We start from the raw sequence: 13420 nt of genomic DNA, 5'->3' as shown, positions 1-13420 counted from the left end.
AATGAATATTGTTATTGTACCTAAGGAGCAGCGAGTCCCATCTTCAGCAACAAATACCGCCTATTTGCATGTTGACTATTGGAATGACTATTCGTTTGTGACGATGTTCTTTTTGTCTGTATTTGATGAAGACGGTACCAGTCATCAAATAGGGCAGGTAAAAATTGGTTTTAAGGGACAAACAATTGAAAACTCGACTTTCAGGACTTTGACAAGTCCCCTAAATTCACTTCCTAAAAAATACTTTTCCCTTGGTCAAGATGTTGAATATTACAAGAAAATTCATCTTCTTCCTGAGCGAGTAAGAATTGCACTTCTCGAAGGGTTAAGAGATATCGTCTATACCCAAAACTTGATTGAGTCGGTACAAGATGAAGATGTTTTTCGCACATCTCTATTGCGGTGGGTCAGTCTATCCGTCATTAAAGGACAATTTTCTGCGGTACTGGAGGGGCGGAACGAGCTAACTAACTTTGAGTTTATGTTTTCTAGGCCTGCAACAGATAAAATGTCAGCGATTGATTTGACATTTAATGTCACAGTCGGTGCTAAACCGAGCACCAATATCCACGCAATCATTGGCAGAAATGGGGTTGGGAAAACGACAATACTCAATGGAATGATTGAGGCTATAACCAACACGACTGATTCAACTGCTAAATTTTACGACTTGGAAGGTAGGGACGATAGTCCAATTGAACCGGACTATTTTAGCAGCTTAGTTTCAGTATCGTTTAGTGCTTTTGATCCGTTTAATCCACCAAATGAGCAGCCAGATCCCTCCAAAGGCACATGTTATTTCTACATCGGCTTAAAGCAATATGGAACTGACAAACTTAAGGAGGTAGTCGATGTTCACGAAGATTTTATTCAGGCTCTAAAGGCTTGCTTAAGTCAAGAATCGAAACGAGCTAGGTGGTTGAGAGCAATCGATACACTGGAGTCTGACGAGAACTTCGAGAGTATGAATCTCAAAGCACTTCCTCGTTATTCTGGTGAACGTCTCGACAGAAATGCTCGTAAACGGATAAAAAAAATGAGTTCGGGACATGCTGTGGTACTGCTAACAATTACTAGATTAGTGGCTACAGTTGAAGAAAAAACCTTAGTGCTTATTGATGAGCCAGAAAGTCACCTTCATCCTCCGCTGCTATCTGCATTTGTGAGAGCTCTTTCTGATTTGTTGCTTGATCGGAATGGCCTGTCAATTATTGCAACTCATTCACCTGTTGTTTTACAAGAGGTGCCACGCAATTGCGTTTGGAAAATCAATCGTTCGCGGTTGGTTACTGAACCTCGTAGACCAGACATGGAAACATTTGGAGAAAACGTTGGTGTTTTAACCAGAGAAGTATTTGGTCTTGAGGTTGTTAAGTCTGGTTTCCATGACTTGTTGGTTCGAACTGTTGACGCTGGTGGCACTTATGACGAGATAGTGGAAGATTATCGTGGTCAACTTGGTATTGAAGCCAGGGCCCTACTCAAAGCCCTCGTTGTAAATCGTGATAGGAGTATGGGGGAATGCTAAAACTTGCACGACCTGCCAGCTCCTATGCAGAAATGCTAACAAATTGTCGGAATGGAATTACCGGCAATCCTAGTTTGTTGCGAAAAGTGAACAGTGGGGCAGCCGAATTACAGAGACAGGCTCGGCTATATGAGACATCAGGTGCAACAGGTGAGTTGTTTACGATTGTTCCGCTACAGGATCCTAAAAGTGACCCCGTAGTCATTGGTCGATTAAAAAAGTCAGACTTGGTAAAAATGTACGATAACTATGTTGTTGGCAAAAGCAAGCCTGCCAGGGCTATCTATGATGCTCTAATGATTGCAGCTAACGAAAAGTGCCCTTTTTGCGGTGGAATTGGGCGCCCTAGAAATCTTGACCATTACTTACCCAAAGCACATTTCCCACAGTTTTCGATAGTACCCGTAAACCTAGTTCCTTCGTGTCGAGACTGCAATATGGATGGTAAGAGCGACTTGTTTGCTACTTCAGCATCCGAGCAGGTAATACAGCCATATTTAGACGAGGATAGGTTTTTTAACGAACAATGGCTGTTTGCCCGTTATCAGCCTAGTGAGGGTGGTGAACCTGGTGTTATAGAGTACTTTGTTTCTCCTCCTGATTATTGGGAGGGTGCCCAGAAAAATCGAGTTGAAAAACACTTTGAAGATTTTGATTTAGCTTTAAGGTTTTCAAAGGAAGCTGGTCCAAGGCTTGTTTCCTTGATGGCTCAATACAATGCACTACTAGGTGCGACAGTTGATAAGGAGACAAGCAAAAGCATTATTTTTCAAACAGTCATAGATGCATCGCCTTTTATTAATCATTGGGAAAGAGTGATGTGTATGGCTTTGATGGATGCTTTGTGACCGTATTTTGGAAATTTTGGTAGTTAGTTGAGGTTCAACAGCAGTAGCCTTGCTATGAACATGCATCTAAGGTACTGCTGCTAATTTTAAATCACCTTCAACTGCTTGGTTCCGGTCACCGACAGGTTGCCTTTGGCGGCCTGTTCAATATGACTGCTCCACCAGCTCATCATCGGACGACGACGTTCCAAGTAATCCGTGCGGTTATATGCGCTACGAACCTGGTTTTCTTCAACGTGTGATAGCGCGGCTTCAACTAAATCCCTTTCGAAACCCTGTTCGTTCAATGTGGTGCTGGCTAGCGAACGTAAACCGTGGCTGACCAATCGACCAGCAAATCCCATGCGTTTTAGCGCCATATTTGCGGTTTGGCTGTTACACGGCCTAGTGGGCTCACGATCGGAAGGGAACACGAATTCACGGCGGCCGCTGATAGGCTTGATTAAATCCAATAGCGCCAACATTTGATCCGTTAATGGGATACGGTGTTCGCGCTTTTTCTTCATTCGCTCAGCCGGGATAGTCCAGACTTTGTTATCCAGGTCGATTTCTTCCCACCTTGTTCCCGCAGCTTCACTTGGGCGAGTCATAGTATGCAATTGCCACTCGATTAAGCATCGTGTCGTCAGCTTGATACTTGCATAGGATAGCGAGTGCATCAGCTCTGGTAGTTCGGCCGGTGCTAGAGCGGCCATATTCTCTTTTTTAGGCTTTTTGAAAGCGGCTTTGATGCCTGACAGAGGATTAGCATTAACCAAACCACAGTTGGTGGCAAAATTCATCACTTCGTTTAGGCGTTGAGACAAGCGTTTAACCGTTTCAAGACTGCCCTTGGCCTCGATTGGTCTGAGAAGTTCTATGACAAGTGGGGCTGTGATGTCCTTCACCGGGATGTTGGCCAGACTAGGAAAAATGTGTAGTTCCAACGAGCGCCAGGTATCAACCGCATGGTCTGCCGATACCGAATCTTTTTTCATATCAAACCATTCTTTAGCAACGTTATAGAAAGTGTGCTGGTGGATGGCATCAACTTCTTGTTGGCGCTGCTTTCGCGCATCCTGGGGATCGATATTTTGGGCAATGAGTTCCCTTGCTTCCAGTGCCAGCTTACGAGCATTTGCAAGTGATAGGTCCGGATACTTGCCTAAACTGAGATTTGCCCTTTTCCGATTGGTCGGCTTGTAATAGTTCAGAATCCACTGTTTTGAGCCGTTTGGCTTTATTCTCAAGCGGAGTCCATCACCGTCAAAGAGGTTGTACTCTTTATCCTTTGGTTTGGCGGTTTTGATTTCTGTATCAGTTAGGCGAGTCGTGCTTATGGCCATGTAGGGTACACCATATTATCGAAGTGGAAGCAGTGTACCCTCGGGTGTACCCAAAAATCAAAGCTGTAGTAGGACGTCATAAAACGTCTTTGTACTGTAAGTCATTGATTTTACGTTGTTGCAGGCAATAAAAAAGACGTCCGTGGACGTCTTAGTTATCTGAGTTGGTGGAGGCGGCGGGACTTGAACCCGCGTCCGAAAAACCTACGCTCAAGGCGCTACATGCTTAGTCTCTCTTTTATTTAACCGGTTGAGCTCCGAAAGACAGGATTCCAAACGGTGAGCCTGGTACTGTTTCGCGGTTCACCCCCAGACAAGGTTCCCTCGCTAGCACTATGTAAGGTGACCATCAAATCCACTGCCCATGTGCGAGACCTGTGGTAGATGGCTAGCGGCCTTAGGCTGCTAGAGCGTAGTTATCGTCGTTTGCAACTATAACTGTGCGGCTTTTTACGAGGCCAACCGCCCCTCGGCATGCTCCCGGAGTTTCGCGAATCCCGTCGAATCCAGAATCGCCCCCGTGATGTTTTAATTGTAACCCCTTTACCACCTGCTTACCAAGGCTTTAATTAGCAAAGGACAATCACTTGCTGGTTATCCGTACAAATGGCGTGCGAAATAACAGCAAATATCAGTTACTTGCTTTTCATGACCCGGGCTTTTTCGATAGCCCAGTCACGTTGTTTAATATCGTCGCGCTTATCGTGGGCTTTCTTACCTTTACCTAAGCCTATCTCAACCTTGACCCAGGCCCCTTTGCGCCAGTACATGGAGATGGGCACTATGGCGTAACCCTGCCTTTCAACCAAACCGGCCAGACGGTCCAGCTCACGGCGATTGAGCAGCAGTTTACGCATGCGGGTTGGGTCGCAGACCACATGAGTCGATGCCGCGCTGAGTGGGGTGATATTACAGTTGTGCAGGAAGGCTTCGCCATTTTTCAGCATGACAAAGCTTTCCGACAGATTCACCTTGCCGGCGCGGATGGATTTGACCTCCCATCCCATCAGGGACAGACCGGCCTCGAATTTTTCATCGAAGCGATATTCAAAGGTCGCACGCTTGTTCCGGGCAATAGTTGCCGGAGCGTTTGCGGATTTTTTTGCATTCTTCTTAGCCATAGGCTGGCTATTATACGCAGCAGCCACCAATTTGGAATTGGCCTGGAAGAATATTTTGAGTTGTGGGCAGTAGCTTAGGGTTTTGTTGCTGGCTTTTTGAGCGCTTATGGTGGCCGCTCCCATTGCGGTGGAACAAAGGATGCGTTTTTCGGCCGGCGTGCTAAAATCCGGGTCTGTTTTTGAGTCAGCCAAGAGTATCAACCAACGGATGCCACAGATTTCCCGCAGTGTTCTGGTGCGTTACAGTGCGATGCAGATGTACCAGCTAGTCAATGATGTCGAGTCTTATAAAGAGTTTCTTCCTGGTTGCGTTGGCGGTAAGGTGCTGGAGTTTGATGGCAAAACCATGCTGGCATCGGTGGATATCAGTAAGGCCGGGATCAGCAAAACCTTTACCACCCGTAATCAGGTGGTGGAAGGCAAGAGTATCGAGCTGCAACTGGAGAATGGTCCTTTCAAGCATTTGACCGGCCATTGGTATTTTACCGAATTGGCCGAGGACGCCTGTAAGGTGGAGTTTGAGTTGAATTTTGAGTTCTCCAGCTCCTTGGTTGGTATGGCATTCGGCAAGGTGTTCAAAGAGTTGGTTACCTCTATGGTGACGGCTTTTACTCAACGGGCGAAGGAAGTATACAGTGGCAAGTGAACAGGAAAAATTCAGTGTCGATGTCATTTATGCCTTACCGACACAACAGAAGGTGATCAGTGTTTCCGTAACGCCGGGTACCAGTTTTATTGAGGCTGTGCGTCAGAGTAATATCCAGGCCTTTTTCCCTGAGATTGATTTGGAGACGGTGAAACTCGGCACCTTCAGCCGTCAGGTCAAACACGATGAAGAAGTTGAGCCCGGGCAGAGAATCGAAATCTATCGCCCCTTGATTGCCGACCCCAAAGAAGTGCGCCGCAAACGCGCCGAAAAAGCGGCCGAGGAAGGGCGGATCAATAAAGTGACCGGCGCCAAAATCAGCTGAGTGACTTGGGAAAAGCAAGACATTAAAAAAGCGCCAGCAGGCGCTTTTTTAATCTCTTTGTCTGTACAAGCTTGGAATTCGGAATTACTTACCGTCCTGCTCGTGCTTATTCATCTTGGCGGGATCTTGCTCTTCAACCAGAGGCTTTTCATCACCGCGTTGCTGCGGGATCTGCGGTGTCAGCTCTGGGCTGTTGGCCATTGGCAAGCTGCTTTGCTCCAGCGGAGTATTGAATTCATTACTCAGTTCATAATCCCCTGTGACTTTGACCAATTGATCGCCATTGAAGTGTAGGATCAGTTCCTTATGGGTAATACTGGCATCACGACCACTCTTGTAATGGTAAACATAGTACCAAGTATCATCCTTGAAGCTGTCACGCAGCACCGGACGCCCAAGCACAAATTCCACCTGTTCCTTGGTCATGTCGATGCGCAGCTTTTCCACCTGCTGAGGCTCCATATAGTTGCCCTGTGGAATATCAGGCTTGTACACCAGCCAGTCAAAGACACTGCAGGCACTGAGAGAGAGGGTGAGCGCGCTGACGCTCAGCAGGGTAAGACTTTGCTTTTTAATTGACATTGAATGTGCTACTTCATGAAAAACTGTCGGCCATAATACCCAAGCCCAGCCCGTGCTGACAAGGGCTATTGACTCGGCGCTTGAGGCTTCGACAACATTAAAGTGACTTGGTTCGTTTCGCTGTTGCCAAATTGTTGCATTAGCATCGATTAATGCTGGGCAAACAGATGAAACGGTTCGTTTAGCTGTAGCTTTTATGTCTGTTAGCCGATATGGAACATATTGATGTGGAATGGAAGTCGGCCCGCTGGTAATAAACCCGTATAACCATTGAAAATCATTTTATTTTAGAGGGTTAATCGAAGAAGATTTTCATTAGTAGCCACTCATTTTTCGCGCTTAACTCTGTCATAATGAGTCAAATATTCCCGCCACTTGAGGAATAGCCTTCATGTCGTCATGTTTTGAGGAGTGTTGATGGACCAGGCCAACATCTTTACTTCAGTGCTCATGTTTTTGCTCGCCGCCGTAGTATTGGTTCCGCTGGGCAAACGCTTCGGTATAGGTCCCATTCTCTCTTACCTCGCCGCCGGGGTCTTACTTGGTCCCGGCGGCGTTGCTGTTGTGTCTGAGCCAGCGGCAGTACTTCATTTTGCCGAGCTTGGGGTGATCCTCATGTTGTTTGTGATGGGGTTGGAATTAACCCCCGGCAAACTCTGGGAGCTTCGCAGTGCCATATTTGGCCTTGGCAGCGGTCAGTTGCTGCTATCCTGGGTCGCGGTCAGCGCCTTGGCGTTCAGTTTTGGGCTTTCGATTGAAGCCGCCGTGATTATTGGCGCGGCGCTTGCGTTATCTTCCACCGCCTTTGCGGTGCAGTTGATGAATGAGCAGCGGCTGCTTACTACTCCAGTTGGACGTGATGCCTTTGGGGTGTTGCTGATGCAGGATCTGGCGGTGATCCCCATGATGCTGCTGATTACTTACCTGGCGCCGAGCGGCGCCGATCCTGCTCATCATGCCGTGCCTTGGTATTGGACCTGTGTGGCGCTACTGGGCTTTTTGCTGGTAGGTAAGTACCTGCTTCCCAAAGTATTGCAGTTGGTGGCGGCCAGTGGGGTGCGCGAAGTGCTGACGGCATTTTCGCTGTTACTCGTGATGGGCAGTGCGGCACTGATGGCCTGGCTCGGGCTGTCGGCCGGTATGGGGGCATTTTTGGCCGGTATCATGTTGGCCAACTCTGGGTACCGTCATCAGCTTGAAACCGATATAGAACCCTTTAAGGGCTTACTACTGGGGCTGTTCTTTATGGCCGTGGGCATGACCATGGATCTTGGCTTACTGCTGAAGGAGCCTTTGGCGTTGCTGGGGATCCTCTTTGGCATGTTGGCGGTCAAGACTCTGGTGCTGATGTTGCTAGGAAAATTTAGGCACCACACCTGGCGCAGTGCCATGGTGCTGGGTTTGATCCTGGCAGAAGGCGGTGAATTTGCTTTTGTCCTGCTTTCCCAGGCGCAGTTGTCGGGGATTTTGTCTGAAAAAATCAGCCAGATGTTGGTGTTGGCCATAGGTTTGTCGATGGCGATAACCCCTTATCTGCTTAAGCTATTTAGACTACTTGGCAAACCGGCCGAGGCCAGCCGTCTGCCGGATGTGATAGAAGCTGCCGACAGTGAAGTGGTGATCGCTGGTTTCGGTCGCATGGGGCAGATAACCGGCCGTATTTTGGCATCCTCTGGGATCCCGTTTGTGGCGTTGGATAAAGACGCCCGCCACGTTGATGTGGTGCGCCAGTTTGGTGGTGAGGTGTACTTTGGTGATGCCAAGCGGCTCGATATGCTGTTTTCGGCCGGTTTGCCCAAGGCGCGGGTGATCTTGGTGGCGGTTAATAATGTGGAAGATTCATTGCAAATAGTGACTCAGGTGAAGACTCACTTCCCCCATGTGGCCGTTATCGCCAGGGCTCGTGACCGTAACCATGCCTATCGTTTGATGAGCCTGGGGGTGACTTCGGTATTTCGGGAAACCTTTGGCTCAGCGCTCAGTGCCAGTGAGAGTGTGTTGCAAACACTGGGTCTGAGTCAGGTACAGGCCAATGAGAGAGTGAAAATATTCGCCGAACATGACAAGGCGCAGGTCGAGGCCGGGGCCAAACATAAGGACGACCTCAAAGCGCTTATTCGTTTGTCCAACAAGGGCAGGGCGGAGCTGGAGTCATTGATGCGTGCAGATAAAGACAAGGGCCTGTAAAGGCCCCTGATACCGAAAGCGCGCCAATCGACGCGCTTTTGTGGTTTAGAAGCGGTAGCTGACACTCAACTTGGCGTTGCGTTCGGCTCCCGGCATGCCGCCAAGGAACATTGCCTTGTCGTAGTAGCGGGTGTTGAACAGGTTATTGAGGTTCAGCTGCACATTCCAGTCATCGGCCTTGTAGGCGATGGCCGAGTCCCAAACCGTGTAGGCGGGCACTTTGCCATCCGGGATCCCGAAGGAATCCGAGTTGGTGCTACGCTCATCGACATAACGAACCCCAAAGCTTATAGATAAGGGGTGCGGCAGCGCCTGCCACTGATGACTGTAAGTGACCCAGGCACTGGCACTGACCTGAGGAACCCCTTTCTGGCGGCTGTTGTAGCCGCTGGAGTTGGGGTCATTCTTGTTGCGTGCATCCTGATACAGACCATTGAGGTTTATCAACCATTCTTCATTGAGGTGGGCGTTGAGATCCAGCTCGGCACCTGTGGTCTTGTCCTTGCCATCGTAGAAGAACTCGGGCACTGAGATGTTGTAATCAGGCGCGCCTTGTTTGTCATTGTATTCCGGGTTGCCGTAGCGCAGGTTAGTGCGCTCGCTCTGGAACAGGACCAAGGAGCCGAGCAACTGGTCGTCAAAGCCCTTGAAGCGCATACCGAGATCATAGCTCAGGGACTCTGAATCCTTTCTGTCCGCTGCGCGGCCACTCTGTGCGCCCGTTACGGCACCGAGCACGCTGTAAGCCGTGCGCCCCTTGGCATGATTGACGAAGAATGACAGGTTATCGGTCGGCATATAAGTCAGACCCAGATTATAGGTCATACCGTGATCTTTGCTGTCCTGCTCCGGAGTCGGATCTTTTTTAGGGGTGCCCAGATGAGTGTACTTCTGCTCAATCTCATTGAATGCCACACCCACCCTGGCAGTAAAGGTTTCACTCAGGTAACCCACATACTGCATGCCCAGGCCCCAGGCGCGGACTTGCTTGTTGTAGTTGTCCTTGAGATCAGGGTTGTAGTCCTCAAAGGCTTTGTCGCCCCAGTTGGGGTTACGGATATCCAGAATATAAGGTAGTTCACCGCCGCCATCTTTGTCGTATAGTGCCCAGCTCTTATAGGCGATATCTCTGTCTTCCAGGTTGGCATTCAGCAACAGCTCACTGTCTATCCCTGCCAAGCTGAAGTTGTAGCGCATATCGGCAAAGTACTGCCAGGATTTCTCGTGGGCATCTACCTTGCGGTATTCCTGTCTTCTGGCAGCATAAGGGTACAAGACATCATCAATCACCAGTGGCGCGCGGGGATCGGCGTTGATCACGTCTACGGATTTGACCTTGCGTTTCCAGTACACATAGTTATAGGCGCCAGTCTGGCGGATGAACCCGGACTGATAGTCTCGATACTGTAACTGCTGATTAAGTTGCAGATTGTCACTGAGGGCGATGTTGTGGTTCAACTTGAAGCGCCACTCTTCGCCTTCATTGGGCCTGCTGATGGGAGAGGCCAGGCTGGTATCGCCTATGTCGAAGGGTTCGATTCCATCGCTCGCCACCAGGGAGTCGGCCAGTTGTTGCCGCTGCGCCTCAGTCAGTTGAATGCCGGCACCATTGGGGTCGTTAACCAAATCTTGCCAGCTGACTTGTGCGCCGCTCAGGCCACCGGTAGAGGCGGCGTTGTAGATACGTATCGGGTGGCCTACAGAGTCTACTTGCACAGAGTCTTTAATCCAGGCAGCTGACAGCACCAGATCTTGAGCGTTTGAAGGCAGAATTTTCAACGAGGCATAGACTTCATCTCTGTCGCTGCCGATATCACGATAGCCATCGCTACGGGTATGTTTGGCCACCAGGCGATAGGCCAGGGTGTCGCTCAAGCCTCCGGTAGAGTCGAGCCCCAGGTTGTAACTGTTCCAGGAACCCACTTCGGCGCTGACTTCTGTGCTGTCCTGAAATTGAGGTTTCTTTTCAATAAGGTTGATGATCCCGCCGGCGCTGCCCATACCATAAAGTCCGGTCGCCGGGCCTTTGAGCACCTCAACCGCTTCCACATTGGTCATGGAGCGAGTGGGATTAAAAGTGTTGCCGAGTCCTGCGCCGCCGTACATGCCGTCATAGGTGTAGTTGGCGTCCAGGCCACGGATCACCAGGTTATCACCTATGCCGTAGTTGTTGCCTGCTTGGGTAACACCACTGATGTTACGCACCAGATCCTGCAGCGAGTCGGCCCCCTGGGCGGCAAACAGCTCTTTATCTATCACCACCAAAGCCGCCGGAGTTTCCATCAGCGACATATCTGATTTTGTCGCCAGCCCTGAATTCATTACCACCTTGTTTTGTTTGCCATAAACAGTAATGCGTTCCACATCCTGTGATACTTGTTGTGACTGAGTCGCTTGGTTTGCCTGTGCGGCCTGTGCCATGGTCAGCGACAAACAAGCCGTCACAGCCAGAGATATTGCGGATTGCTGCATTTGAGATCATCCCCCCTCTAAAGTAGGTTGCGAATGATAATGGTTTTTATTTGAGTTGCAACAAAAGTTTCAAACTGTGTCAGTTGAATGGATATTTTTTAACTAACTCACTCAAATCCTGTTTTGGATGCAAGAATTGGCAAGTTTTTGAAAAAAATTTAAAAAAAATCACTTTTTTATTCGGGCTGACCAAAGAATTGGCCCTTGTTGATCACTATACGCAAGTCATAAAAAACAGATCTCGATCACATTCACATATAACCTTTACGTAAAGGTTAACTTCAAACGCTCGTTTAATATCTGCCTTGGTTGCGTTTTTGTTAAATGTTTATTTTTGTTGGCTATTTTGAGTTGACCCTAGCGGGAGTTCGAAACAGAAAAAGGTGGATTAGACTTAAGTTTTAAGTGTGTTGCGCGGAAATTATTTTTTACATTGTGTGATTAATTTTCGTAATAAATTACTTTGCTGTTAGTGTGGTCAAGTTGTCTGACATTTTTCTTAAATCTGAAGGTTGAGTCCTTGCTGTTTTGAATTTTTTCGTTTTAAAACAGTATCTTGGTTATTTTGTTTTGGCTTGGTAATACCAATTTTGAGTCAAGTTAAAGCTTAGTTTTTGACGGTTTTTTCGACATTTTGACTGTTGCAAATACAAATGTTTATCGATAGGTTTTAGTACGAAACGAACATTTGCAGGGTTTGGCAGGCTTTATTCTGCCTCCCAGGGAGACAACAAGATGATAGCAGAGACAGTCGCACAGCAAGGGCTCAGTATTAAGGGGGCCGAAATACCGCAGCAGCAGAGCCTTTTTACTGAAGGTGCGCTCAACTTCCTCGAGGCTCTGTGTCGGGAGTTTGCTCCGGAAGTGGCCAGCTTGCTGGAAAAGCGTGAGCAACGTCAGCAGCGGATAGACGGCGGCGAGTTGCCGGACTTTTTACCGCAAACCCGAGCCATTCGAGATGGTGATTGGCAAATTCGCGGTATACCGGCGGATCTTAAAGATAGACGGGTCGAGATCACCGGGCCTGTGGATCGCAAGATGATCATCAATGCGCTCAACGCCAATGTAAAAGTCTTTATGGCCGACTTCGAAGATTCACTGGCACCCAGCTGGCAGAAGGTGGTCGAGGGCCAAATCAATCTGCGTGACGCCGTCCGCGGTGAAATTGATTTCACCGCGCCGGAAACCGGCAAACACTATCAATTGCAGGCCAACCCCGCGGTATTGATTGCCAGAGTGCGGGGGTTGCACCTGCCGGAGGCGCATGTCGAATTCAACGGTAAGCCTATTCCCGGCTGCTTATTCGACTTTGCTTTGTACTTTTATCATAACTATCGCCAACTGCTTGCCAAGGGCAGTGGACCTTACTTCTATATTCCCAAGTTGGAGAGCCATCTTGAGGCGCGCTGGTGGGCCAAGGTGTTTGCCTTCGCCGAAGAGCGTTTCTGCCTGCAGAGCGGCACCATCAAGTGCACCTGTCTGATTGAAACTCTGCCGGCCGTGTTTGAGATGGAGGAGATCCTCTATGAGCTGCGCTCCAACATAGTGGCGCTCAATTGTGGCCGTTGGGATTACATTTTCAGCTATATCAAGACCTTGAAGAAGCATCCTGATCGTATTTTGCCGGACCGCCAGCAAGTGACCATGGATAAGCCGTTTCTCAGCGCCTATTCACGCCTGCTGATCAAGACCTGCCACAAGCGCGGCGCTCTGGCGATGGGCGGCATGGCGGCCTTTATTCCCGCCAAGGATCCGCAAACCAATGCCCAGGTGCTGGAGCTGGTTCGCAAGGACAAAGAGCTTGAGGCCCGAAACGGCCATGACGGTACCTGGGTGGCACACCCTGGCCTGGCTGATACCGCCATGGGGATTTTCAACGAATATATAGGTGAAGAGCACGCAAACCAGCTGCATATCACCCGCGACGTGGACGCACCCATTTTGGCGGCCGAGCTGCTCAAACCCTGTGATGGTGAACGCACCGAAGAGGGGATGCGACTCAATATCCGTATTGCACTGCAGTACATAGAAGCTTGGATTGGCGGCAATGGTTGTGTGCCCATCTATGGCTTGATGGAAGACGCAGCCACAGCAGAAATCAGCCGCGCCTCTATCTGGCAATGGATCCAGCACGGGCAAAAGCTTTCCAACGGCAAGCCGGTGACCAAGGCGCTGTTCAGCGCCATGTTGAAAGAAGAGTTGGCCAATGTGCGTGAAGAGCTCGGCAGCGAGCGTTTCGATAACGGCCAATTCAAGCAGGCGGCAAGCTTATTGGAAGAGATCACCACAGCCGATGAGCTGGTGACCTTCCTGACTTTGCCGGGCTACGAGCTGCTTACCCGATAACCTCATAACCATTAACGGCAGCTGCCCGCGGGGGCTGGGT

At 49.3% G+C, this 13420-nt stretch carries 10 protein-coding genes and 1 other RNA gene; 6 read left to right on the top strand and 5 right to left on the bottom strand.

Features of this window, described 5'->3' with window-relative positions:
- Window position 1 precedes the first annotated feature (1 nt).
- Both K5621_RS13515 and K5621_RS13510 read left to right on the top strand, forming a co-directional pair.
- Window positions 2–1528 (top strand): AAA family ATPase, encoded by a 1527-nt coding sequence (locus K5621_RS13515; protein WP_221049485.1) that lies wholly within the window; start codon window positions 2–4, stop codon window positions 1526–1528.
- Window positions 1522–2376 carry an HNH endonuclease gene (locus K5621_RS13510; protein ID WP_221049484.1) on the top strand — a complete coding sequence of 285 codons (855 nt, stop codon included), beginning with the start codon at window positions 1522–1524 and terminating at the stop codon, window positions 2374–2376. Before K5621_RS13515 ends, K5621_RS13510 begins: the two co-directional genes overlap by 7 nt.
- Before the next feature lie 86 nt (window positions 2377–2462).
- Here K5621_RS13510 and K5621_RS13505 read toward each other — a convergent pair whose 3' ends face one another.
- The 3 genes from K5621_RS13505 to smpB all read right to left on the bottom strand — a co-directional run bounded on the left by K5621_RS13505 (window position 2463) and on the right by smpB (window position 4822).
- Entirely contained in the window at window positions 2463–3701 is a 1239-nt protein-coding gene (locus tag K5621_RS13505) for an integrase domain-containing protein (protein WP_221049483.1), read from the bottom strand.
- Between the two features lie 165 nt (window positions 3702–3866).
- Window positions 3867–4221: a transfer-messenger RNA gene (gene ssrA / locus K5621_RS13500) on the bottom strand.
- Between the two features lie 115 nt (window positions 4222–4336).
- Window positions 4337–4822, bottom strand: a complete 486-nt coding sequence (gene smpB, locus K5621_RS13495; protein ID WP_025009743.1) for an SsrA-binding protein SmpB — start codon at window positions 4820–4822, stop codon at window positions 4337–4339.
- 208 nt (window positions 4823–5030) lie between these two features.
- On the opposite strand from smpB, the gene K5621_RS13490 reads away from it, so the two are divergent.
- A complete protein-coding gene (locus tag K5621_RS13490; protein WP_025009744.1) occupies window positions 5031–5468 on the top strand; it encodes an SRPBCC family protein in 438 nt (145 codons plus the stop codon).
- Window positions 5458–5793: an RnfH family protein gene (locus tag K5621_RS13485; protein WP_025009745.1), complete on the top strand. Its 336-nt coding sequence runs from the start codon at window positions 5458–5460 to the stop codon at window positions 5791–5793. Before K5621_RS13490 ends, K5621_RS13485 begins: the two co-directional genes overlap by 11 nt.
- Before the next feature lie 84 nt (window positions 5794–5877).
- Here the strand turns inward: K5621_RS13485 and K5621_RS13480 are convergent, their stop codons facing one another.
- On the bottom strand, window positions 5878–6375 hold the full coding sequence (locus K5621_RS13480) for an outer membrane protein assembly factor BamE (RefSeq protein ID WP_221049482.1): 498 nt from the start codon (window positions 6373–6375) through the stop codon (window positions 5878–5880).
- A gap of 417 nt (window positions 6376–6792) precedes the next feature.
- Here K5621_RS13480 and K5621_RS13475 point away from each other — a divergent pair, with 417 nt between their 5' ends.
- Window positions 6793–8562 (top strand): monovalent cation:proton antiporter-2 (CPA2) family protein, encoded by a 1770-nt coding sequence (locus K5621_RS13475; protein WP_221049481.1) that lies wholly within the window; start codon window positions 6793–6795, stop codon window positions 8560–8562.
- Between the two features lie 45 nt (window positions 8563–8607).
- Here K5621_RS13475 and K5621_RS13470 read toward each other — a convergent pair whose 3' ends face one another.
- Window positions 8608–11034, bottom strand: coding sequence for a TonB-dependent receptor (locus K5621_RS13470; protein ID WP_221049480.1), 2427 nt, complete (start codon window positions 11032–11034; stop codon window positions 8608–8610).
- A gap of 735 nt (window positions 11035–11769) precedes the next feature.
- Here K5621_RS13470 and aceB point away from each other — a divergent pair.
- The gene (gene aceB, locus K5621_RS13465) at window positions 11770–13380 is read left to right on the top strand and encodes a malate synthase A (protein WP_221049479.1); all 1611 of its coding nucleotides are present in this window, start codon (window positions 11770–11772) and stop codon (window positions 13378–13380) included.
- Window positions 13381–13420 lie beyond the last annotated feature (40 nt).

Origin of the sequence: Shewanella carassii (assembly GCF_019670705.1) — a bacterium.
GTDB lineage: Bacteria > Pseudomonadota > Gammaproteobacteria > Enterobacterales > Shewanellaceae > Shewanella > Shewanella carassii.
Note: the sequence above shows the minus strand (reverse complement) of the source record. Positions and strands in the feature narration are given on the sequence as shown.